The sequence below is a fragment of the Rhizobium aethiopicum genome, from assembly GCF_900094625.1.
GTDB classification, from domain to species: Bacteria; Pseudomonadota; Alphaproteobacteria; order Rhizobiales; family Rhizobiaceae; genus Rhizobium; species Rhizobium aethiopicum.
In genome coordinates this window covers 284,178-304,576 of sequence record NZ_FMAJ01000006.1, presented here as the reverse complement: position 1 = coordinate 304,576, position 20,399 = coordinate 284,178, and the positions used below count along the sequence as shown (strand labels likewise).

19 protein-coding genes are annotated in these 20,399 nt (G+C 61.8%); 9 read left to right on the top strand and 10 right to left on the bottom strand.

Annotated elements, in window-relative coordinates:
• Nucleotides 1-10: 10 nt before the first annotated feature.
• Together choX and betC are read left to right on the top strand one after the other, a co-directional pair.
• A complete protein-coding gene (choX, locus tag GA0061105_RS15630) occupies nt 11-961 on the top strand; it encodes a choline ABC transporter substrate-binding protein (protein ID WP_092751300.1) in 951 nt (316 codons plus the stop codon).
• An 18-nt stretch (nt 962-979) separates the two neighbouring features.
• Nucleotides 980-2,494, top strand: a complete 1,515-nt coding sequence (betC, locus tag GA0061105_RS15625) for a choline-sulfatase (RefSeq protein WP_092751451.1) — start codon at nt 980-982, stop codon at nt 2,492-2,494.
• Between the two features lie 6 nt (nt 2,495-2,500).
• On the opposite strand, the gene GA0061105_RS15620 is transcribed toward betC, so the two are convergent.
• Together GA0061105_RS15620 and GA0061105_RS15615 are read right to left on the bottom strand one after the other, a co-directional pair.
• Nucleotides 2,501-3,361: a sugar phosphate isomerase/epimerase family protein gene (locus GA0061105_RS15620; protein WP_092751298.1), complete on the bottom strand. Its 861-nt coding sequence runs from the start codon at nt 3,359-3,361 to the stop codon at nt 2,501-2,503.
• A 66-nt stretch (nt 3,362-3,427) separates the two neighbouring features.
• Nucleotides 3,428-4,798, bottom strand: coding sequence for an amidase (locus GA0061105_RS15615; RefSeq protein WP_092751296.1), 1,371 nt, complete (start codon nt 4,796-4,798; stop codon nt 3,428-3,430).
• 271 nt (nt 4,799-5,069) lie between these two features.
• On the opposite strand from GA0061105_RS15615, the gene GA0061105_RS15610 reads away from it, so the two are divergent.
• Nucleotides 5,070-5,348 carry a hypothetical protein gene (locus GA0061105_RS15610; protein ID WP_208601657.1) on the top strand — a complete coding sequence of 93 codons (279 nt, stop codon included), beginning with the start codon at nt 5,070-5,072 and terminating at the stop codon, nt 5,346-5,348.
• 93 nt (nt 5,349-5,441) lie between these two features.
• Nucleotides 5,442-5,879: a DUF1810 domain-containing protein gene (locus GA0061105_RS15605; protein WP_092751292.1), complete on the top strand. Its 438-nt coding sequence runs from the start codon at nt 5,442-5,444 to the stop codon at nt 5,877-5,879.
• A gap of 58 nt (nt 5,880-5,937) precedes the next feature.
• On the opposite strand, the gene GA0061105_RS15600 is transcribed toward GA0061105_RS15605, so the two are convergent.
• Together GA0061105_RS15600 and GA0061105_RS15595 are read right to left on the bottom strand one after the other, a co-directional pair.
• Nucleotides 5,938-6,126, bottom strand: a complete 189-nt coding sequence (locus GA0061105_RS15600; RefSeq protein WP_064697264.1) for a hypothetical protein — start codon at nt 6,124-6,126, stop codon at nt 5,938-5,940.
• 125 nt (nt 6,127-6,251) lie between these two features.
• The gene (locus GA0061105_RS15595) at nt 6,252-6,875 is read right to left on the bottom strand and encodes a TetR/AcrR family transcriptional regulator (protein ID WP_064697265.1); all 624 of its coding nucleotides are present in this window, start codon (nt 6,873-6,875) and stop codon (nt 6,252-6,254) included.
• Nucleotides 6,876-7,001: 126 nt separating this feature from the next.
• Here GA0061105_RS15595 and GA0061105_RS15590 point away from each other — a divergent pair, with 126 nt between their 5' ends.
• Nucleotides 7,002-7,217 (top strand): hypothetical protein, encoded by a 216-nt coding sequence (locus tag GA0061105_RS15590; RefSeq protein WP_009994565.1) that lies wholly within the window; start codon nt 7,002-7,004, stop codon nt 7,215-7,217.
• Nucleotides 7,218-7,270: 53 nt separating this feature from the next.
• Here the strand turns inward: GA0061105_RS15590 and GA0061105_RS15585 are convergent, their stop codons facing one another.
• Complete coding sequence (locus tag GA0061105_RS15585) at nt 7,271-7,801, bottom strand: winged helix DNA-binding protein (RefSeq protein ID WP_092751290.1); 531 nt, start codon at nt 7,799-7,801, stop codon at nt 7,271-7,273.
• Nucleotides 7,802-7,887: 86 nt separating this feature from the next.
• Between GA0061105_RS15585 and GA0061105_RS15580 the strand changes: the two genes are divergently transcribed.
• Complete coding sequence (locus GA0061105_RS15580) at nt 7,888-11,499, top strand: hydantoinase B/oxoprolinase family protein (RefSeq protein WP_092751288.1); 3,612 nt, start codon at nt 7,888-7,890, stop codon at nt 11,497-11,499.
• Between the two features lie 93 nt (nt 11,500-11,592).
• Here GA0061105_RS15580 and GA0061105_RS15575 read toward each other — a convergent pair whose 3' ends face one another.
• On the bottom strand, nt 11,593-12,450 hold the full coding sequence (locus GA0061105_RS15575) for an SDR family oxidoreductase (protein ID WP_092751450.1): 858 nt from the start codon (nt 12,448-12,450) through the stop codon (nt 11,593-11,595).
• Between the two features lie 342 nt (nt 12,451-12,792).
• Here GA0061105_RS15575 and GA0061105_RS15570 point away from each other — a divergent pair, with 342 nt between their 5' ends.
• The gene (locus GA0061105_RS15570) at nt 12,793-13,626 is read left to right on the top strand and encodes an IclR family transcriptional regulator (RefSeq protein WP_064697269.1); all 834 of its coding nucleotides are present in this window, start codon (nt 12,793-12,795) and stop codon (nt 13,624-13,626) included.
• Between the two features lie 30 nt (nt 13,627-13,656).
• Here GA0061105_RS15570 and GA0061105_RS15565 read toward each other — a convergent pair whose 3' ends face one another.
• Both GA0061105_RS15565 and GA0061105_RS15560 read right to left on the bottom strand, forming a co-directional pair.
• Complete coding sequence (locus GA0061105_RS15565) at nt 13,657-14,865, bottom strand: amidohydrolase/deacetylase family metallohydrolase (RefSeq protein ID WP_092751286.1); 1,209 nt, start codon at nt 14,863-14,865, stop codon at nt 13,657-13,659.
• Between the two features lie 243 nt (nt 14,866-15,108).
• Nucleotides 15,109-15,975, bottom strand: a complete 867-nt coding sequence (locus GA0061105_RS15560) for a sigma-70 family RNA polymerase sigma factor (RefSeq protein WP_092751284.1) — start codon at nt 15,973-15,975, stop codon at nt 15,109-15,111.
• 108 nt (nt 15,976-16,083) lie between these two features.
• Here GA0061105_RS15560 and GA0061105_RS15555 point away from each other — a divergent pair, with 108 nt between their 5' ends.
• On the top strand, nt 16,084-16,542 hold the full coding sequence (locus GA0061105_RS15555; RefSeq protein WP_092751282.1) for a carboxymuconolactone decarboxylase family protein: 459 nt from the start codon (nt 16,084-16,086) through the stop codon (nt 16,540-16,542).
• A gap of 65 nt (nt 16,543-16,607) precedes the next feature.
• Here the strand turns inward: GA0061105_RS15555 and rhaI are convergent, their stop codons facing one another.
• Complete coding sequence (gene rhaI / locus GA0061105_RS15550) at nt 16,608-17,900, bottom strand: L-rhamnose catabolism isomerase (RefSeq protein ID WP_092751280.1); 1,293 nt, start codon at nt 17,898-17,900, stop codon at nt 16,608-16,610.
• Between the two features lie 78 nt (nt 17,901-17,978).
• Here rhaI and GA0061105_RS15545 point away from each other — a divergent pair, with 78 nt between their 5' ends.
• On the top strand, nt 17,979-18,137 hold the full coding sequence (locus tag GA0061105_RS15545; protein ID WP_064697274.1) for a YqaE/Pmp3 family membrane protein: 159 nt from the start codon (nt 17,979-17,981) through the stop codon (nt 18,135-18,137).
• A gap of 1 nt (nt 18,138) precedes the next feature.
• Here the strand turns inward: GA0061105_RS15545 and GA0061105_RS15540 are convergent, their stop codons facing one another.
• Nucleotides 18,139-20,235 (bottom strand): bifunctional rhamnulose-1-phosphate aldolase/short-chain dehydrogenase, encoded by a 2,097-nt coding sequence (locus GA0061105_RS15540; RefSeq protein ID WP_092751278.1) that lies wholly within the window; start codon nt 20,233-20,235, stop codon nt 18,139-18,141.
• Between the last annotated feature and the right edge of the window lie 164 nt (nt 20,236-20,399).

Below are 20,399 nucleotides of genomic sequence, written 5' to 3'. Positions count from 1 at the left end.
GGGAACTACCATGACGACACTTTCTGCGTTGAACCGCCTGGCGGCCAGCCTTCTTTTCAGCGCCGTTTCTTTTTCCGGCGCCTGGGGCGCTGACGCCGCCTCCTGTAAGACCATCCACATGTCAGACCCCGGCTGGACCGACATCACCGCCACCAACGGCGTCGCCAGCGTCATTCTCGATGCCCTTGGATACGAGGCCGATATCAAGACGCTGTCTGTGCCGATCGGCTACCAGTCGATGAAAAACGGCGAGGTCGACGTCTTTCTGGGAAATTGGATGCCGGCGCAGAAAGCCTTCATCGACGAGCTGACCAATGCCAAGGCAATAGAGGTGATGAACAGGAACCTCGAAGGCGCGAAATTCACGCTCGCTGTTCCGTCCTATGTCGCTGAAACGGGCGTCAAGGATTTCGCCGATCTGCGAAAACACGCCGACGACTTCGACCACAAGATCTTCGGTATAGAGCCGGGTGCTCCGGCCAACAGCAATATCCAGAAGATGATCGATGCGAATGACTTCGGCCTCAAGGACTGGAAGCTGGTCGAATCCGGCGAACAGGCGATGCTGGCCCAGGTCGAACGCGCCGCGAAAAGCAAAAGCGCCGTCGTCTTCCTCGCCTGGGCGCCGCATCCGATGAACGAGCGCTTCCCGATCGAATATCTCTCGGGCGGCGATGCCTATTTCGGGGCGAACTTCGGCGGCGCCGAAGTGTATACGGTGGCGCGCACCGGCTGGCCGGCGACCTGCCCCAACGCGGCAACGCTCCTGAAAAATCTAACCTTCGAGATCGGCATGGAGAACACGCTGATGGGAGCAATCCTCGGCGGCGAAGATGCGAAGGCAGCAGCAACCACATGGCTCAAGGCCAATCCGAAGGCTATCGAGCCCTGGCTCGCCGGTGTTACGACACTTGACGGCAAACCGGGCCTTGATGCAGTCAATACCTCCCTTGGCCTTTGAGACGACAGGATCATGCACATGGCGCGTCCGAACATCCTCATCCTGATGGTGGATCAGTTGAACGGGACATTCTTTCCCGATGGTCCGGCAGATTTTCTTCACGCGCCGCATCTGAAATCATTGGCTGAGCGCTCGGTGCGCTTCGCCAATACCTATACGGCAAGCCCGCTCTGCGCGCCGGCGCGGGCGTCTTTCATGTCCGGGCAATTGCCAAGCCGGACGCGCGTTTATGACAATGCGGCCGAATTTGCCTCCGATATCCCGACCTATGCCCACCATCTGCGCGCGGCCGGCTATCAGACGGCGCTTTCCGGCAAGATGCACTTCGTTGGGCCCGACCAGCTTCACGGCTTCGAAGAACGCCTGACGACGGATATCTATCCGGCCGATTTCGGTTGGACGCCCGACTATACCAAGCCCGGCGAGCGCATCGACTGGTGGTACCACAATCTCGGCTCGGTCACCGGCGCCGGCGTCGCCGAAATCACCAATCAGATGGAATATGACGACGAGGTCGCCTATCACGCCACGCGGAAACTCTACGACCTCTCGCGTGGCCATGACGAGCGCCCCTGGTGCCTGACCGTCAGCTTCACGCATCCACATGACCCCTACGTGGCACGGCGCAAGTTCTGGGATTTTTATGAGGACTGCCCGGCCCTCGACCCGGCGGTTGCACCGATCGCCTACGATCAGCAGGACCCGCATTCGCAGCGTCTGATGAAAGCCTGCGACCACGATGCTTTCGACATCAGCCGCGAACAGATCAGGCGGGCAAGACGCGGCTACTTCGCCAACATCTCCTATGTCGATGAAAAGATCGGCGAGATTCTCGATGTCCTCGAACGCAGCCACATGGCCGACAACACGATCATCCTCTTCGTGTCCGATCATGGCGACATGCTCGGCGATCGCGGTCTCTGGTTCAAGATGAACTTCTTCGAAGGCTCGGCCCGCGTTCCGCTGATGATCGCGGCACCGGGCTGGCAGCCGAAGCGCATCGACCAGCCCGTCTCCACCCTCGACGTGACGCCAACGCTCGCCGGCCTCGTCGGGATCGATATCGCCTCGCTGAGACCGTGGACCGAGGGTTGGAATCTTGCAGCGCTCGCCCAAGGCACCGGCAGCCGCGGCCCCGTGCCGATGGAATATGCCGCGGAAGGCTCCGAAGCGCCGCTCGTCTGCCTCAGGGACGGGCGCTACAAGCTCTCGCTCTGCGAGAAGGACCCGCCGATGCTGTTCGACCTCGATGCCGATCCGCACGAACTCGAGAATCTGGCGGCCGACCCGGCGCATGCCGACGCCTTGGTGCGGCTTGTCGAACAGGCCGAGCGGCGCTGGAACCTTTCCGATTTCGACGCAGCCGTGCGCGAGAGCCAGGCGCGGCGCTGGGTGGTCTATGCGGCGTTGCGCAACGGCGCCTACTACCCATGGGATTATCAGCCGCTGCAGAAAGCCTCGGAGCGCTATATGCGCAACCACATGGATCTGAACGTGCTGGAGGAAAACCAGAGGTTTCCGCGTCAGGAGTAAGCTTGATTAACCGGCCTTTCGCGCCGGCGCCTCGCGCAGGAAATCCTCGATGAACTGCTTTTGCAGCAGGATGCCGTCCCATTCATCGGCGAAGAACGGCGAATCGTAAATCAGCGTGAAGGGGCCGGTGTAACCCGCCTTCTCGCACATCTCCAGGCACTTGCGGTAATCACCGGCATCGAGGCCGGCAGCGCTGTAATCGGCCTTTGCGTGGCAGATTTCCGCCCGGCCCATTATATCGGCCAAGCCTTCGTATTTGGCTGGCGCCGCCCAATTGCCGAGGTCGCCGTTGAGCCCGACCTTGCCGCCCAGCTCATCCAGCAGCCAATTCATTTCGGCCGGCGACGGCAGCAGGTCGAACCAGTTTTCGACGACGACACGCACATTGCTGCCTTCCGCCTTGTCGGCCAGCCAGTCGAGGTGACGGGCGGCACGGGCAAGGTTTTCCTGCGTCGGCTTCTGCTTGCCGGCGATGACGCGCATCCTTTGCGCCCCAAGCGCAGCCGCGATATCGATCCAGTCTGCCATCCATCTGACATCACGTTCCGCCGTTTCCAGATGGCTTGGGTCGCCGTCCTCGACGAGCAGCGTCTGGAACAGCACGTTCGAGGCCGCCATCGCGTCCCTGAGTTCACTCATATAGGCTGCATCAAGGCTCGGCAGATGGAAGGAACAGACCTCGAGCCGGTGGATGCCGCGCGCCGCGAGCGCCGCCGGCATGTCGATCAGCGCCGCGCCGCCGGGGCCGGAGGGCTGTTTCAGCGCCGCGCTCTTGCTGGGATCGGGACTATAGCCATAAACGGCGCCTAGCAGCCGATGCAGCGACCAGGTCGAAACCGCGAAGCGTCCGCTCTGTAAAACCTGCACGTGCTTTCCTCCAGGATCTCCTCATCCATCAATGGCAATAAAAGTCCGGTGGTTCAATTGCCAATTTCAGACGAAATCGCCGCGGACCACCGTCTCGGCGGTTAGCGCCGTGCCCAGCAGAGCCTCGTCACGATTTGCGGCCGCCGAAAGAAGCAGACCGACCGGCATGCCTGATGCACCCGTGCCGCAGGGGATGGAAACGCCGCACCAGTCGAGGAAATTGCCGATTGCGGTATTGCGCAGCGTCTTGTTATTCGCAGCGAAGAAGAGTTCGTCGTCCTTTTCAAGCGGCGCGATCGGCGGCGCGACATGGGCGACCGTCGGAAAGGCGATCAGACGGTTGCCAATGAGACGGTCGACATCGGCGATCAGGCGGCTGCGCGCCTGCAGGATCGCAATGTAATCGGACGTCGTTATCCTGCTTCCCAGGCTGGTGCGCATGACGACGCGGTGGTCCATACGGTCTGCGTCCGGTCCCGCCAAACGTTTATGGTGCAGGGCGAAAGCCTCCGCCGTCACCAGCGGACCATATCTCGTCATCAGATCGAAGATTTGGTCGAAGGCGGGAATGAGAATGCGGGAAACAGAGGCGCCGGCGCTTTCAAGGCGTTCCAAAGCTGCCTCGAAGGCGGCGATCACCGCAGGTTCCGCCGCATCGAAAACGATGTTTTCGGGCACGAGCAGTTCCAGCCCCTGCAGCGGACGCCCCACGACGTCAGGCACGGTCAGGCCGCGCATCGCCGCATCGATCCATATCGCGTCCCTGACACTGCGGCAGAGCGGCCCCAATGAATCGAGGCTCCTTGCCAGCGGGTAGACGCCGTCCATCGCGTGGCGGCCGCGTGTCGCCTTGTAGCCGACGATCCCGTTGAAGGCAGCGGGGATGCGCACCGATCCGCCGGTGTCCGTGCCCATCGCCACCGGCACCAGCCCGGCTGCGACGGCGACACCGGCGCCGGAGGACGAACCGCCGGGAATACGCGGGTAATCGGCGCCACGCGGATTGACCGGCGTGCCGTAATGCGGATTGATGCCGAGGCCGGAAAAGGCAAATTCGCTCATATTCGTGCGGCCGATGGCAATCATGCCCGCCTGCCTGAGAAGGGCGACGACCGCCGCATCGCGGTTGGCGGGCGGATCGGCGGCCAGGACGACGGATCCTGCCGTCGTCGGCAGGCCTTCGATGTCGAAAAGATCCTTCCAGGCGATCGGAATGCCCTCTAGCAAGCCGAGCGAACGCCCTTCCCGCAAGCGCTTCGAGGAGGCGCGCGCCTCCTCCATCGCCCGGCCCTCAAGCAGTATGGTGAAGATCGCCTTGTCCGCACAATTTTCGATGGATTCGAACACCGCCTCGGCCACATCGACAGGATCGGCGGTGCCGCCTTGGATGAGGACGGAAAGCTGGGCGACCGACATCGCACCGAAGGATTTGCTCATGGGGCGGTCCTGATGAGAGATGCTGCCAGCACTACCCCGGATCGTTCCGGCGGGCCAGAGCCTCACAATCTTTTGCGTCTATTGGTACGAATTTTTGAACACTGAGTTTGAATATCGCCCCTTCAATTGCCACGATTGAAGACACACATGCATGCACGCATGCCGAGCCGGTTCGGCATGAGGGTGAGAGTTCACTCTTTTGACCGGCCCGCATGTGTTGCAGGAGTAAATTAGAATGACAGATTGTGAAACTTTAAGCCGTCGCCAGGACATGGTGACGCTCCATGTGAAAGAGGATGAAACTGCCGGTGCAGGCGAGCGCGAGTATGTGGAACATGTGAGCGCCCAGAAACTTTCGGGTTTCGAACGCATCGTCGTGGTCGCAGCCCTGGTTGTCCTGAGCTTTGTTGGTTTTGCCGCATATTCTTCCAGTGAGACCGACCCGATGACGACATCGGCTATCGCCGCCACCCCCGGCGACAACGGGCCGCATCATCAGCCTTACGGCCATTGCCGCGACAGCAGCCCCTATGCTGAACGGGTCTGCTGACCGCAAAGCCGACTGCCCCGGGCGAGATTGATCGCCCAGGGCCGGCATGGAGACCTCTGGCTCAGGCGTTGACAGCAAAAAGGGGAAGGAACCATGGCCGGCAATATCGATTACAATCTCGAACGTTTCATCCATGCGCAAAACGGAGTCTACGAGCAGGCGCTTTCCGAGCTGAAGGCCGGACGGAAAACCTCCCATTGGATGTGGTTCATCTTCCCGCAGATATCAGGTCTCGGCACCTCGGCAATGGCGGAGAAATATGCGATCCGTTCGGCCGAGGAAGCCGCCGCCTATCTTGCCGACCCCATCCTCTCAAGCCGGCTGCTGCGTTGCGCTGAGGCGATTTTGTCGGTTGACCGCCGTTCAGCGCGTGAAATCCTTGGCTCGCCCGACGACCTCAAGCTGCGCTCCTCAATGACCTTGTTTGCAGCGGTCAGCGAGCATGGTTCACCCTTTCACAGGGTGATCGAACGCTTCTACCAGGGGAAATTCGACGAACGGACGATGCAAATCCTCCGGACCGGCGATTAATGCACGTCGTGCGAAACCGCGCGCGGTCTTACGACGGCATGCGCAGAAATAAAGTGCTTTAGCGGCCCGGCCTGGTTTCCAGCGCCGTAATCTCCTCGGAAATCTCGCTTAGCCGCTGACGCAGGTCGCTGTCGGTGCCGTCATCGACCTCTTCCTCGCCGAAACAATAGCGGGCATCGTGAAGCTCCAGCTTGGCTTCGAGTTCGGCGCGTTTGGCATATAGGCGCTTGAGATAGACGTAGTTCATCTCCCGGTCTCCACATCGCCGTCCGGTGATGGGAAAACGGCATGGAAGCGCGAAGGTTCCCGCTCCTCGATGCGAGAGTGTTCTGTGCGCGGCTGAAAGGACTCGCGGCGCTACCGAGCATCGGTTCAGGCGAAAGAGGTGATCGCTGCCCTGCAGGCCTTGGCGAAATGACCGCAGCAGCCGGCAGCGCCCATCGCCTGGCGGCTGACGCGCGCGCCTTCGAGCAGCAGCGTCAGCGTATCGGCAAGAAGCTCGGCTTCGCGCGCGCCGGCCGCCGAACAGAGCGCGGCCAGGCGATCGCGCTGTTCAGCCTTGTGCCGCTCGATCATTTCGTGGGCGGGATGGCCCTCCCCCTTGAGCTCGATGGCGGCATTGGCGAGATCGCAGCCAGCGGGCTCGCCGTTCAGACACTGCGCCCGCATCTCCACCCAGGCGTCGAGCTGGGCGCGGGGATCGCCAGGATGGGCGGACTCCAGATCGCGCCAGATGGCATCGGCCTTTTCGGAGGCGCGGCGCAGCGTCTCGCAGACGAGTTCGTCCTTAGAGCCGAAATGGCGGTAAAGCGTCATCTTGTTGGTCAGAGCGGCGTCGGCGATGGCATCGACGCCGATGCCGCGGATGCCGCGCTCGCGGAAAAGCTCCGAGGCGGTCGAGACGATGCGCTCCCGCGGCGGGATGCGATCGTCTGGAACAGCTGCGGAGATTTCATTCGAAGTTTCTGATTTTTTTGCGGACGAAGTCCTTGACATCAATGTGACCGATCGGTAACAACAGCATTGTTACTTACCGGTAACACCACAGACCGCGAAAGTCAACGCAGAGGGTTGGCGGCGGATGTGGAACACGGGCGACCGCCCACGAAAGGAGGACAAGCCATGAGAAAGACCAGAGACGACCTGACGATATCCGAAGCCCTTCGCGACCCCCTGATCGCCATGGTGTTGCGCGCCGACGGCGTGAAGCTTGAGGACTTCAAGCAACTCCTGGAGACGGCCGCCGGCAAACGAGAACCGCGCCCGACGCCGGTGGGCAAGATGATCGGGGCGCTTGCGAGCCGCGCCAATCTGCCGGCCATGCCCTGCTTCGGCTGAAAAAGCCGCCTGAACACCGGGGGATCTCTCCCTGCCCCCGACAAGGGCTGTCGTCATAAAGAGGCGGCGGCCCTTGCTGCTTGATCATAGTGGCCGGAAAGCGCCCTAAGCGTGGCCGCCACCGCCGATGCCGCCCCGGCATCGAGCCCGAGCCCTTTCATCGATTCCACCAGCAGCGCCTCCCGCACCGCACGGTATTTCAGGCAGGTTTCAAAGCCCTTGTCGGTTGCGGTGATCAGTTTCTCCTTGCCCGCCCGCGCGCTTTTCACAAGGCCGCGCTTTTCGAGCTTCTTGAGCGCATAAATCACCAGATGCGTGTCCTCGACCCCAAGCACGCTGCAGAGATCGGCGAGCCGCTTCGGCCGCTGCCGGTGGGCCACCGAATGTAGCACGAGCACCTCGATCGCCGCGCAGCCGGGCTCGCCCGCCGCCGTCATGCAGCGCACCATCCAGCGGTCGAAGGCGTTGCCGGCGAGGATCAGGCCGAACTCCAGCTCCGAAAGAACGGGAAGCGCGCCATCGGCCAGATGCGCCGAGGAGACGATAGGCCCGATTTCCGGTTGTCTTCCGAGCCGATCTGCCATGTCCAACCTCCACCGTCGAGATGAAGAACGTTGACATTTTATCGATAAATCGTCAATAAATTTTCAGTTCAACAGGAGGCCGGACGATGAGCGGACAGTGGGATTTCTGGATCGATCGCGGCGGCACTTTCACCGATATCGTCGCCCGCCGTCCCGACGGTTCGCTCGTCGCCCACAAGCTGCTTTCGGAAAATCCGGAAGCCTATCGCGACCCGGCGGTGCATGGCATCCGTGAACTGCTCGGCCTCAAGCCCGGCCAGCCGATCCCCTCTGATCGCATCGGCGCGGTGAAGATGGGAACGACGGTCGCCACCAATGCCCTGCTGGAACGCAAGGGCGATCCGACCCTGCTGGTGACCACGAAAGGTTTTCGCGATGCGCTGGAGATCGGCTACCAGGCCCGCGCCGATATCTTCGCCAAGAAGATCGTCAAGCCGGAACTGCTGTATGCCGATGTTGTCGAAGCCGACGAGCGCGTGCTGGCGGATGGCACGGTGCAGCGTCCGCTTGACGAGGATGGCCTAAGACAAGCGCTTGAGGCCGCCTATGCCGAGGGCTTACGCGCCGTCGCCATCGTCTTCATGCATGCCTACCGCTATCCCGAACATGAGCAGCAGGCGGCCGCCATCGCCCGCACTATCGGCTTCGCGCAAATCTCGCCTTCGCATGTCGTTTCACCGTTGATCAAATTCGTCGGACGCGGCGACACCGCCGTCGTCGACGCCTATCTGTCTCCGGTTCTCCGGCGCTATGTCGACCAGGTCGCGGCCGAGCTCGGCGCCGTCGAGAGAAAGGGCCCGAGGCTGATGTTCATGCAGTCTTCCGGCGGATTGACCGATGCACACCTCTTCCAGGGAAAGGACGCGATCCTTTCAGGCCCGGCGGGCGGGGTGGTCGGCGCTGTCGAGGTCTCGCGCATCGCCGGTTTCGACAGGATGATCGGCTTCGACATGGGCGGCACCTCGACGGACGTTTCGCATTATGACGGCGAACTGGAACGCGCCTTCGAGACGGAAGTCGCCGGCGTGCGCATGCGCGCGCCGATGATGAAGATCCATACCGTCGCAGCCGGCGGCGGCTCGATCCTGAGCTATGACGGTTCACGCTTCCGGGTCGGCCCGGAATCGGCGGGTGCTACGCCCGGCCCGAAATCCTATCGCCGCGGCGGGCCGCTTGCCGTCACCGACGCCAATATCATGACCGGCAAGCTGCTGCCGGATTTCTTCCCAGAGATCTTCGGACCGGAGCAGGATCAGCCGCTCGATGCCGAAGCGGTGCGGGCCGCCTTCGCAGAGATGGCGCAGACGATCGGCGGTGGACGGACGGCGGAAGACGTCGCCGACGGCTTCCTTGCCATCGCCGTCGAGAACATGGCCAATGCCATCAAGAAGATCTCCGTCCAGCGCGGCTACGATGTTTCGAATTATGCGCTCACCTGCTTCGGCGGCGCCGGCGGCCAGCATGCCTGCCTGGTCGCCGACAGCCTCGGCATGAAGACGGTGCTGATCCACCCCTTCTCCGGCATCCTCTCGGCTTATGGCATGGGGCTCGCAGATATCCGCGCCACACGCCAGCGCGCGGTGCTGACGGAACTTGCAACGGCGTTGACGTCGATCGACGACGTGAGGGCCGATCTGGAGGAAGAGGTGCGCGGAGAATTGATGCTGCAGGGCGTCGAAGCCGGCGACATGGAGGTCGTCACCCGGCTGCACCTGCAATATAAGGGCACCGACACGGCCCTGCCCGTCGCCTTCGGGCGAGAGGAGGAGATGACGCAAGCCTTTGCCGTCGCCCACAAGAAGCAGTTCGGCTTCACCTTCGACGACCGGCCTATCCTTGTCGACTCGATCGAAGTCGAGGGCATCGGCGGCGGCGCCGATATCGAAGAGACGGATGTACAAGCGACGACCTTCGCGCCGCAAGCGCTTCGCACGACCCGGTTCTATTCCGGCGGAACCTGGCACGAGGCCGGCATTTTCCGACGTAATGCGCTGAAGACCGGCGCTGTCGTCAAGGGGCCCGCCCTCATCATCGAAGCGCATCAGACGATCGTCGTCGAGGCGGGGTGGCAGGCGCGGCTTACCGGCCACGACCATATCGTTCTCACCCGCGAGGTCGCGCTTTCCCGAAATGCCGCGATCGGCACCAGCGCCGATCCGGTCATGCTCGAAGTCTTCAACAATCTCTTCATGGCGATCGCCGAGCAGATGGGCGTGACGCTGCAGAACACCGCCCATTCGGTCAATATCAAGGAGCGGCTCGATTTCTCCTGCGCCATTTTCGACCGCACCGGCGCGCTCGTCGCCAACGCGCCGCATATGCCGGTGCATCTCGGCTCCATGGACCGCTCAGTCGAAACCATCATCCGCCTCAACGAAGGCTGCATTCATCCGGGCGACGTCTTCGCGCTCAACGCGCCTTACAATGGCGGCACGCATCTGCCCGACATCACCGTCGTCACGCCGGTGTTCGACGATGCGGGAGAGACCATCCTCTTTTACGTCGCCTCGCGCGGCCATCATGCTGATATCGGCGGCAAGGCGCCGGGTTCGATGACGCCGCGAGCGACGAAGGTCGATGAAGAGGGCGTGCTGATCGACAACTTCCTGCTGGTCAACAAGGGACGTTTCCGCGAAGCCGAATTCGCGGCTATGCTCAAGAATCATCCTTACCCTGCCCGCAACCCGGCCCAGAACCTTGCCGACGTGAAGGCGCAGATCGCCGCCAACGAAAAAGGCGTGCAAGAGTTGCGCAAAATGGTCGCCCATTTCGGGCTCGGCGTCGTCGAAGCCTATATGGGCCACGTCCAGGACAATGCCGAGGAGAGCGTTCGCCGGGTGATCGCGCGCCTCAGCGACAGCGAATTCACTTATCCCACAGACCAGGGCGCCGTCATCACGGTGAAGATCACCGTCGACAGGCAGGCGCGCGAGGCGACGGTCGATTTCACCGGCACGAGCGCGCAACAGCCGACCAATTTCAACGCACCGGAACCGGTGACGCGCGCCGCCGTGCTCTACGTCTTCCGCGTCATGGTCGAGCAACCGATCCCGATGAATGCCGGCTGCCTGCGGCCGATCCGGATTATCGTGCCGGATGGTTCGATGCTGCGCCCGGCCTATCCGGCCGCCGTTGTCGCCGGCAATGTCGAAACCAGCCAGCATGTGACGAATGCGCTGTTCGGGGCGCTCGGGACGCTCGCTGCCGCTCAGGGTTCTATGAACAACCTGACCTTCGGCAACGCTGTTTATCAATATTACGAGACGATCTGCTCCGGCGCCCCCGCCGGCCTGCTCAACGACGGCACCGGTTTCACCGGCGCCGACGGCGTGCACACCCATATGACCAATTCCCGGCTGACCGATCCGGAGGTGCTGGAATTCCGCTTTCCCGTCGTGCTGGAAGATTTCCACATCCGCCGCGGCTCCGGCGGCAGGGGGCAATATCGTTCCGGCGGAGGCACGCAGCGCACCATCCGCTTCCTGGAAATGATGGATTGCAGCATTCTCTCCTCGCACCGAACGATCCGGCCTTTCGGCCTCTTCGGCGGGGAAGACGGACAATTGGGGAAAACCGAGATTCGTCGCGCCGACGGCAGCGTCGAAAGGCTGGAGGGCTGTGACCAGGCAATGCTCGCCGCCGGCGACGCCGTGATCATCACGACGCCGACCGGCGGTGGCTACGGCAAACCACACTGAAGCGCGCATCCTACCAGATCGTGACTACGCGCTTCAGCTCCTTGTTTCCACGCATGCCTTCATTCCGGAACCGCCAATTCCGGCCGACATGCATTAAAGGATCGGCTTGCCGCCCGTGACCGCGATTGTCGTGCCGGAGACATAGCTCGACAAGGGATCGGCCAGCATGACATAGGCCGTGGCCAGTTCGGCCGGCTGGCCCGGCCGTTTCATCGGCACCTGCTTGCCAAAATTGCTGACGCTGTCTTCGGGCAACGTCGAAGGAATGAGCGGAGTCCAGATCGGGCCCGGCGCTACGGCATTGGCGCGAATGCCCTTCTCGGCCAGAAGCTGGGCCAGGCCGGCGGTGAAATTCTGGATCGCGCCCTTCGTCGTCGCATAGGCCAGCAACGTCGGGTTCGGATTGTCCGCATTGATCGAAGCCGTATTGATGATGGCGCCGCCGGGCTTCATGTGGGCGACGGCCGCCTTGGTCAGGTAGAACATCGCGTGGATGTTGACCTTGAAGGTCAGCTCCCATTCCTCGTCGCTGATCTCGTCAATGCTCTTGAAACTTGCCTGATGCGCGGCGTTGTTGACGAGAATGTCGATGCCGCCGAGTTCCTTGACTGCCGTCTCGACAATCTGCCGGCAATGGGCCGGGTCCTGGATATCACCACTGACGAGCACGGCCTTACGCCCGGCCTGTTCGACGAGCCGCTTCGTCTCGTCGGCATCCTCATCCTCGTCCAGATAGGAAATCACCAAGTCTGCGCCTTCCCGGGCATAGGCGATCGCCACCGCCCGACCGATGCCGCTATCGCCGCCGGTAATGATCGCCCGCTTGCCTTTCAGCCTTTCAGAGCCGCGATAGCTTTCCTCGCCGTGGTCGGGAATGGGGTCCATCCGCGCGGTAAAACCGGGCATCGGCTGCTTTTGCGACGGGAAAGGCGGTTTCGGATAATTCGTCATCATGACCTCCTGGGTTCAGGGGCAAACTCGGGCTGTCGCTTCTTGTTCCCAGCGGGATTACCACGGAATAATTTTCGGATTGGCATGAACAGGAATTGGTGATCGAAGCAGCAAGTGGTACGTTTCAATCCGGCGGAAGCCAAGGCTCATCTCAGCGAATGGCTTAACGGCGTCGGAGCCGGCGAAACCGTGGCGCCACATATCAGCAAGCGAGTAAGCTCTCCAGATTCCACTGCTGCCGCATCCGCCCCACGATCAACCCCCAAAATGTTGCGATTTGCCACGGCAACCGCTATGCCATAGTAATGTAACACAACGGCAGTTCTAACGAGGTGCGTCGAATTGGACGGAAAGACATCACCCGCAGTTTACTCCGAAGATGAGAGCCTTGCCGGCGAAGCCGGCGGCAAGGGCGCGCGGCGCGCGCGCGTCAGCGGCATTGATCGTGCGCTTCAGGTGATCGATCATCTTTATGAGACGGGATCGCCCGCCGGCGTCTATGCCATCGCCAAGGCGGTGAAGGCGCCGTTGTCGACGGTTTACGTCATCGTCGACGATCTGGTCGAAAAGAACATGCTGACCCGCCAGGCGGACGGATCGATCTGGCTCGGCGCACGGCTCTATCATTACGGCCTTGCCTATGCCCGGTCGCTGGATTTCATGAGCATCGCCACCCACGAAATGCACGACCTCTGCCGCCAGGCCGGCGAAACCGTGCAGGTCTGCGGCCGCGACGGCGATTATATGCTGGTGCTGGCCATGGCCGACGGCCCAAGCCATTTCCAGGTGGCGTCGCGCGTCGGCACCCGTGTACCGCTGAACTGGACGGCGTCCGGCCGCCTGCTCGTCGGCCACCTGCCTGAAGAGGAGCGCATCGAGCTGTTCAAGCGCTGCGCCCGCTCATCCCCGACCGGCCGGGCCGAGATCGATCCGGGCACGCTGTCGGAAGCAGCCGGAAAAGCCTTCGAGTCGCGCCTGTCGATCCAGGCCGGCGAATCGGATTATGCGGTGGCCTGCATCGCCTCGCCGATCTGCGATCGCGATGGCCAGTGCGTCGCCACCATTTCCATCGTGTTGCCGGAGCAGAAGGCCTTTTCCGACGAGAACCATTATACGGCGCATGTGCGCAGTTCGGCGGAACGGATCGAAAAACTGATGGGCTGGCGCAACCGCTGACGCCTTCTAGATGTGGAGCGTCAGCCGATCCTACCTGTAAGAATAGCCGTGGCTGTGGCGCACGAGCTTGCGCGCCCGCGGCACATAACGGCTGGCAGCGAAGGCCTCGGCACCCATTACGGCATAGCGCGGCTCGAACAGCTTTTTGAGGATAGAGACATCGCCGTTTGAATCCGTCGCTTCGAGCTCGGAGTCGACGAGGTCGAAAATGGTAAACTCGGCCTGCGAGCCGACGGAAAGCCGTCCCTCCATCGGCAGCTTGATGACGGAGGCCGGCGCGTGCGTGACGGCTTCCACAACCTTGTCGAAGGGCATGCCGACGCTGAGCAGCTTCGACATCGTCGTTGCCAGATCCCATACCGGAAAGTTCATCGAATGGCCGTGCAGGTCCGTCGAGATCGAGAACGGCAGAAGCCCGCGCGCGATCGCCGCTTCGGCGACCTTGAAGGAGAAGGAAGCACCGCCATGGCCGATGTCGAGGCGGATGCCTTCCGACGCGCAGCGCTCGGCGAGATTGAAAAGATCCTCGTCCTCCATGATGCTTGAACCGGCCTTGCCGTTGAAGCAGTGGGTGACGACGTCGCCGGGGCCGAGAATTTCGAGCACTTCGTCATAAAGCGCCGGTGGTTCGCCGACATGCACCATCATCGGCACCTTCAGGATCTTGGCGATCTTCTTGCCGAGCTTGACAGGAGTGACGCCCCAGGAGCCGGTGATGACGTGGCTGGCGCGCACCTTGATGCCGACGATGTGCTCGCTGTTTTCGGCATAGACTTCAAGGATCCGGTCAAGGTCGATATCCCTTATATCCCTGAGTTCGGCAACGCGGTTGCAGGCGACAAGGCCGATCGAACCGAGGTTCAGGAAGGCTTTGATACGCTCGCGCGAGGACTCGATGATATATTCCCGGAAGCCATGGAAATTCGCCTCGCCGGCAGAGCCGGCATCGACCAGGGTGGTGACGCCGCGCTCGAGACCGCACTCGGAAGGGCGGATGGAGATATCGGTGCCGCCATGCCAGATATGGACGTGAAGATCGACCCAACCCGGCGAGACGAAAGCGCCCTTGCCGTCGATACGAGTCACATCCTCGGAGACTGCCAAAGACGGACCGGTCTCTGCGATCCTGCCATCGCCATTGATGAGAATATCGATCGCCCCCGAGCCTGTACCGGCACCGAAAGCCATCGGTCTGACGTTGGTGAGGAGAAGCGGCTTCTTCGCCTGGTCGCCGGACATGTGGTGTTTCCTTTCGAAGACTCGGGAACCTGTCTACAGGTCGTCATGGAGGATGATGGGGAGGTCGGAGATGGCGCCTCATCGCACAATCAGGTAGGAATTCCACAACTATGATAGATGAAGCTTTATAATAGAATAGGCCGGGAAGCATCGCTGTCAAGAAGAATGACGCCGGCGTAAGGCTCAGCAGCCGGAAACCGAGCGTCCATTCCGCAAGCGTCTGGTTCCGAACATCGGCATGCATCAATCGCGAAGGATCGAAAATTCGATCCGCCCTAATTGATCCGGGTCGGCGACCGCGTCGATCGCGGCGATGCGGCCCTCGTCGATCGTCAGCGATACTGCGACGCGAATCTGCCCCTCGATCAAGACGACAAAGCCGAGGTCCCCTTCGACGACGGCGATTTGTGCCGCCTGCGCCCGGCCCTTGAAGGCTTCGGCCACGGCAGTCGCGCCGCGCATTGCGCCGATGCCGTATCGGGCGGCCGTCGCATCCGGCCGGAAGACGACGTCTGGGGCGAGCACCGCAATCAGCGCCTCCAGATCTCCGTTGCGCGACGCCGTCAGAAAGGCCTCGGCAATCGTCCGCTTGCGGCCGAGATCGACCTCCGGCGCTTCGTCCGTGCCCTGTACGCGGCGGCGCGCGCGGCTTGCGAGCTGCCGGGTGGCCGCGGACGAACGGCCGATGATCGGCGCGATCTCATCGAAGGGCAGATCGAACATGTCGTGCAACACGAAGGCGACACGCTCGGCGGGCGCCAGGTTTTGCAGCACGACGAGCAGCGCCAGACCGACCGAATCGGCAAAGGCGGCTTCTCGTTCCGGATCCTTGGCGGGATCGGCGATTGACGCATGCACAGGCATTTCGAGCGGCTCCTCGCCTCGTGTCTTGCGGGCGCGCAGCATGTCGAGGCAGATGCGCGCCACCACCGTTGTGAGCCAGCCGCCGAGATTGCCTATTCCCGTCATCTCGGTGCGGTTGAGGCGCAGCCACGTCTCCTGAACGGCATCCTCCGCCTCACTGCGCGAACCAAGCATGCGGTAGGCCGCGGCCCTCAAATGCGACCGATTCGCCTCGAATTCATCCGCCAGCCATTTTTTCTCGTCCATTTGTCACATTCCTCCGCTGCGTTGCGTCAAGGCCATGACGAATGCAACCCGGCCGGTGTGACAGCGCCGGCGGATCGTCGAACACGAAACGCATCAAGGAGACATATCATGCAGGAGAGAATGGGAAATCCCGCCCTCGTGCTTCCCGCGGCCATGCAGGCCCTCAATGCACTCGGCAAGGTACCGACCGAGATAGGCCTTTCAGCAAAGCTGCTCGAACTCGTCAATCTGCGCGCCAGCCAGATCAATGGCTGCAGCGTCTGCATCGACGGCCATTGGCGCATTGCCCGCAAACACGGCGAGACGGATGAGCGGCTCTTTGCCATCGCCGGCTGGCGCGACGCCCCCTATTATAGCGATGCTGAACGCGCTGCCCTTGCGCTGACCGAAGCGATGACCCGGGTCAGCGACCGCGCCGACCCGGTACCCGACGATATCTGGGACGAGGCAACCCGGCATTATGACGGCAAGAGCCTTGCGGCGCTGGTCATCGCCATCGCCAACATCAATGTCTGGAACCGGCTGAACATCGCCACCCGCCAGATCGCCGGCGCCTGGAAGCCGTAAGCGGCGACTGCCGGCAGCGTTTCACCCCACGCTGCCGGCAACCACATTATATTCGGCCCGGCAGCTCAGATGATACCGCCGCCGCCGGCAACGGAAGCCGGACGTTCGGCTGCCACTTGTCTGCGGTAGCCGCTGGCGCGATAGGCGGCGATCGGATCGATCGCGCCGCCGGCCCTGCGGCGGGCCTCGGCAAGGATCGGCTCGACATCGGCGCGATAGGCGCGCTTCAGGGTTTCCGACGCCATCAGCGCGTCATTGTCCTGCTGATAGCCGTCAAGCGCCTTGCGGTCGACGAGGAGCGCCTGCGCATAGGCGCGGCGGATTTCGTTGGCGCTGTTGATCAGGCTTTCGATCGGGTCAGTCACATTATGCGACTGGTCGATCATATGCGCCGGGTTGAAGTCGTTGACACCGCGCTGCTCGGCATCGACCAGCTCGTTGAAGACCAGGAACAGCCGGTAGGGATCGATCGCGCCGGCATCGAGATCGTCGTCGCCATACTTCGAATCGTTGAAGTGGAAACCGCCGAGCTTGCCGAACTGGATCAGGCGGGCGACGATCATTTCGATATTGGTGTTCGGCGCATGATGGCCGAGGTCGACGAGGCAGTAGGCCTTGGGACCGAGGGTCTGGGCGATCAGATAGTTGGTGCCCCAATCCTGAACGATCGTCGAATAGAAGGCCGGCTCGTACATCTTGTGCTCGGAGAAGAGCTTCCAATCGTCGGGCAAGGCCTTGTAAATGTCCGCCATCGAGGCGAGGTAACGCTCGAATGCCTTGGTGAAATTGCTCTGACCCGGGAAGTTCGAGCCGTCGCCGATCCAGACGGTCAGCGCCTTGGAACCGATCGCCTTGCCGATCTCGATGCATTCGAGATTATGCTCCACCGCCTGCGCGCGCGTCGCCGCGTCGGTATGGCTGAGCGAGCCGTACTTGTAGGAATGGGCCTGCCCCGGAGCATCCGAAAAGGTGTTAGAGTTCATTGCGTCGAAGCCAAGTCCGAGCGCATCGCCCTTGGCTTTCAATTCCCGTGCATCCGCCTTGTCCCAGGGGATATGCAGCGAGACGTTCGGCGTGGCCTGCGTCAGCTGGTTGATGACGGCACAATCGTCGAGCTTGTCGAAGATACCGCGTGGCTCGCCGGTGCCGGGAAAACGGGCAAATCGAGTGCCGCCGGTGCCAACACCCCAGGACGGAACGGCAACGAAAAATTCGCTGACCTTGCGTGTCACCGCCTCGATATCGACGCCGCGCCGATCAAGGGTGGCACCCAATGCGTCGTAATCGGCTTTCAGCGCCGCCGCCCGCTTTTCATTTTCCGTCGCGACCAGATCCGGCGCAATCCTGAATTCAGCCATTGTTTCCTCCCACGTCGCGAACCACAGAACGTGGTTTGCGTTCTAACGCTTACATGTTTTCAAAACTCAGGAGCTACGATGGACGTTATCCGCATTCTTCTTGCGATCATCCTGCCGCCCCTTGGCGTATTTCTGCAGGTCGGGATCGGCCTGCATTTCTGGCTCAACATATTGCTGACGCTTTGCGGCTATGTTCCGGGGATCGTCCACGCAATATGGGTGATCCTCCGGAAGTAGCTTAGCGCGTGAAGCTTTGAACGTTGCCGGCGTCGACGTTGATGATGTTGCCGGTCGACTTGGCCGAGAGATCGGATGCCAGGAAGTAGACCGCTTCGGCGATGTCTTCCGGGAACACGTTGAGCTTCAGCATGGAACGCTTGCGGTAATGTTCCTCGAGCTCGTCCACCTCGATCTTCGAGGAGGCCGCACGCTGTTCGCGCCACTCGCCGCTCCAGATCTTCGAGCCGCGCAGGACGGCATCCGGATTGACGGTGTTGACGCGAATGCCCGCATCGGCCCCTTCCAGCGCCAGGCAACGGGCGAGATGGATTTCGGCAGCCTTCGCCGTGCAATAGGCGGAAGCGTTCGGCGAAGCGGCGAGACCGTTCTTCGATGCAATGAAGACGACATTGCCGCCCAACGCCTGCCGGCGGAACAGCCGGAAGGCCTCGCGCGAGACGAGGAAGTAACCGGTCGCCAGAATGTCGATATTACGGCTCCACGTCGACAGCTCGGTCGCTTCGATCGGCGCCGAGGAAGCGATACCGGCATTCGAAATGAGGATATCGATGCCGCCGAATTCGACGCAGGATTCGGCGAAGGAAGCGATCACGGCATCTTCCTTGGTGACGTCGAGCTTCACGCTGCGCACGGCATCCGCGCCGTACTTCTTCACGAAATCGGCTTCGGTCGATTCAAGCGCTGCCTGGTCGATATCGGCAAGCACCACGCAGGTCCCCTCGCCGATGAGGCGGGCAGCCGTCGCCCGGCCGATGCCGCCGGCGCCGCCGGTGACGAAGGCGACCTTGCCGGCAAGACTCTTCGGTTTCGGCATGCGCTGCAGCTTGGCCTCTTCAAGCAGCCAATATTCGATATCGAACGCTTCCTGCTCCGGCAGGCCCTGATATTCCGACACCGTGGAGGCGCCGCGCATGACGTTGATGGCGTTTACGTAGAACTCGCTGGCGATGCGGGCCGTCGCCTTGTCGCGGGCAAAGGACAGCATGCCGACGCCGGGAACGAGGAAGATGACCGGATTGGCGTCGCGCATGGCGGGCGAATTGTCATGCTTGCAGTCGTTGTAATAGCGGGCGTAATCGGCGCGGTAATCTTCCAGCGCCTTGTCGACACCGGCGACGATCGCATCGACATCCGGCCTGACGGGATCGAAATCGACGATCAGCGGGCGGATCTTGGTGCGCAGGAAATGGTCCGGGCAGCTGGTGCCGAGTGCGCCGAGCGGACGCAGGTTCTTCGAATTGACGAATTCGAGAACCGCATCCTGATCGTCGAAATGGCCGAGCTTGCGCTCCTGCTTGCCGATGCGGCCGCGAATCTCGGGCATCAGGCGGGCGGCGATGGCGCGCCGTTCAGCGACGGGCAGGCTTTGCACGAGGGCGCCGCCGAAGATCGTCTTGCCTTCGGTCTGGCCCGCGAACCATTCGATCGCCTTGTTGATGATATCGAGCGTCAGCTCATAGCAGGCCTTGGCGTCATTAGCCCAGGTGAAGAGGCCGTGGCTTTCGAGCACGACGCCCTTGGCATTCGGATTTGCCCTGACGAAAGCTTCGAGATCGAGACCGAGTTGGAAGCCCGGGCGCCGCCACGGAAGCCAGCCGATCTCGTCGCCGAAGATCTGCTTGGTCAGCTCCCTGGAATTCTTCGAAGCAGCGATCGCGATAATCGCGTCGGGATGCATGTGATCGACATGGGTGAAAGGCACGAAACCGTGCAGCGGCGTGTCGATCGAGGCGGCGCGGGCATTCAGGTTGAAGGTGCAATGTGGCAGGAAGCCCACCATGCGGTCTTCATCCTCGACACCTTTGTAGATGCCCTTCAGCGCTTCCAGCTTGTCCTGATAGAGCGTGGCGAAGCCGTCGAGCTTGATGGTGCCGACATCGCCGCCCGAGCCCTTGACCCAGAGCACCCTAACTTTGTCGCCGGTCAGCGGGTCGGTTTCGATCACTTTAGCCGAGGTGTTACCGCCGCCGTAATTGGTGATGCGCTTGTCGGCGCCGAGCAGATTGGAGCGATAGAGAAGCTTGCCGGGCTCATCGAGGCCTGCCGCGTAACCATCATCCCACCGGTTTTCCAGAAGCCGGACGTTCGCCGCCATGTCATCCTCCCATATGAAATCATCATCGGGTCGCGAGGGTCGCGCCCTTTTCGCTGACCGGTATCGCTCATCAAAACCGAGTTTGTCAATCGAAAACGATCAAATTCGATTATTGTGCAGCGCAATATGAAAATTTATGATCGTTTGTGATTGACAGCTTTTAA

What these genes read in the sequence shown, in the direction of transcription:
- choX (WP_092751300.1), top strand. Translation starts at nt 11, where the DNA reads ATGACGACACTTTCTGCGTTGAACCGCCTGGCGGCCAGCCTTCTTTTC.
- betC (WP_092751451.1), top strand. Translation starts at nt 980, where the DNA reads ATGGCGCGTCCGAACATCCTCATCCTGATGGTGGATCAGTTGAACGGG.
- GA0061105_RS15615 (WP_092751296.1), bottom strand. Translation starts at nt 4,798, where the DNA reads ATGAGCAAATCCTTCGGTGCGATGTCGGTCGCCCAGCTTTCCGTCCTC.
- GA0061105_RS15610 (WP_208601657.1), top strand. Translation starts at nt 5,070, where the DNA reads ATGGTGACGCTCCATGTGAAAGAGGATGAAACTGCCGGTGCAGGCGAG.
- GA0061105_RS15605 (WP_092751292.1), top strand. Translation starts at nt 5,442, where the DNA reads ATGGCCGGCAATATCGATTACAATCTCGAACGTTTCATCCATGCGCAA.
- GA0061105_RS15600 (WP_064697264.1), bottom strand. Translation starts at nt 6,126, where the DNA reads ATGAACTACGTCTATCTCAAGCGCCTATATGCCAAACGCGCCGAACTC.
- GA0061105_RS15595 (WP_064697265.1), bottom strand. Translation starts at nt 6,875, where the DNA reads ATGTCAAGGACTTCGTCCGCAAAAAAATCAGAAACTTCGAATGAAATC.
- GA0061105_RS15590 (WP_009994565.1), top strand. Translation starts at nt 7,002, where the DNA reads ATGAGAAAGACCAGAGACGACCTGACGATATCCGAAGCCCTTCGCGAC.
- GA0061105_RS15585 (WP_092751290.1), bottom strand. Translation starts at nt 7,801, where the DNA reads ATGGCAGATCGGCTCGGAAGACAACCGGAAATCGGGCCTATCGTCTCC.
- GA0061105_RS15580 (WP_092751288.1), top strand. Translation starts at nt 7,888, where the DNA reads ATGAGCGGACAGTGGGATTTCTGGATCGATCGCGGCGGCACTTTCACC.
- GA0061105_RS15575 (WP_092751450.1), bottom strand. Translation starts at nt 12,450, where the DNA reads ATGACGAATTATCCGAAACCGCCTTTCCCGTCGCAAAAGCAGCCGATG.
- GA0061105_RS15565 (WP_092751286.1), bottom strand. Translation starts at nt 14,865, where the DNA reads ATGTCCGGCGACCAGGCGAAGAAGCCGCTTCTCCTCACCAACGTCAGA.
- GA0061105_RS15560 (WP_092751284.1), bottom strand. Translation starts at nt 15,975, where the DNA reads ATGGACGAGAAAAAATGGCTGGCGGATGAATTCGAGGCGAATCGGTCG.
- GA0061105_RS15555 (WP_092751282.1), top strand. Translation starts at nt 16,084, where the DNA reads ATGCAGGAGAGAATGGGAAATCCCGCCCTCGTGCTTCCCGCGGCCATG.
- rhaI (WP_092751280.1), bottom strand. Translation starts at nt 17,900, where the DNA reads ATGGCTGAATTCAGGATTGCGCCGGATCTGGTCGCGACGGAAAATGAA.
- GA0061105_RS15545 (WP_064697274.1), top strand. Translation starts at nt 17,979, where the DNA reads ATGGACGTTATCCGCATTCTTCTTGCGATCATCCTGCCGCCCCTTGGC.
- GA0061105_RS15540 (WP_092751278.1), bottom strand. Translation starts at nt 20,235, where the DNA reads ATGGCGGCGAACGTCCGGCTTCTGGAAAACCGGTGGGATGATGGTTAC.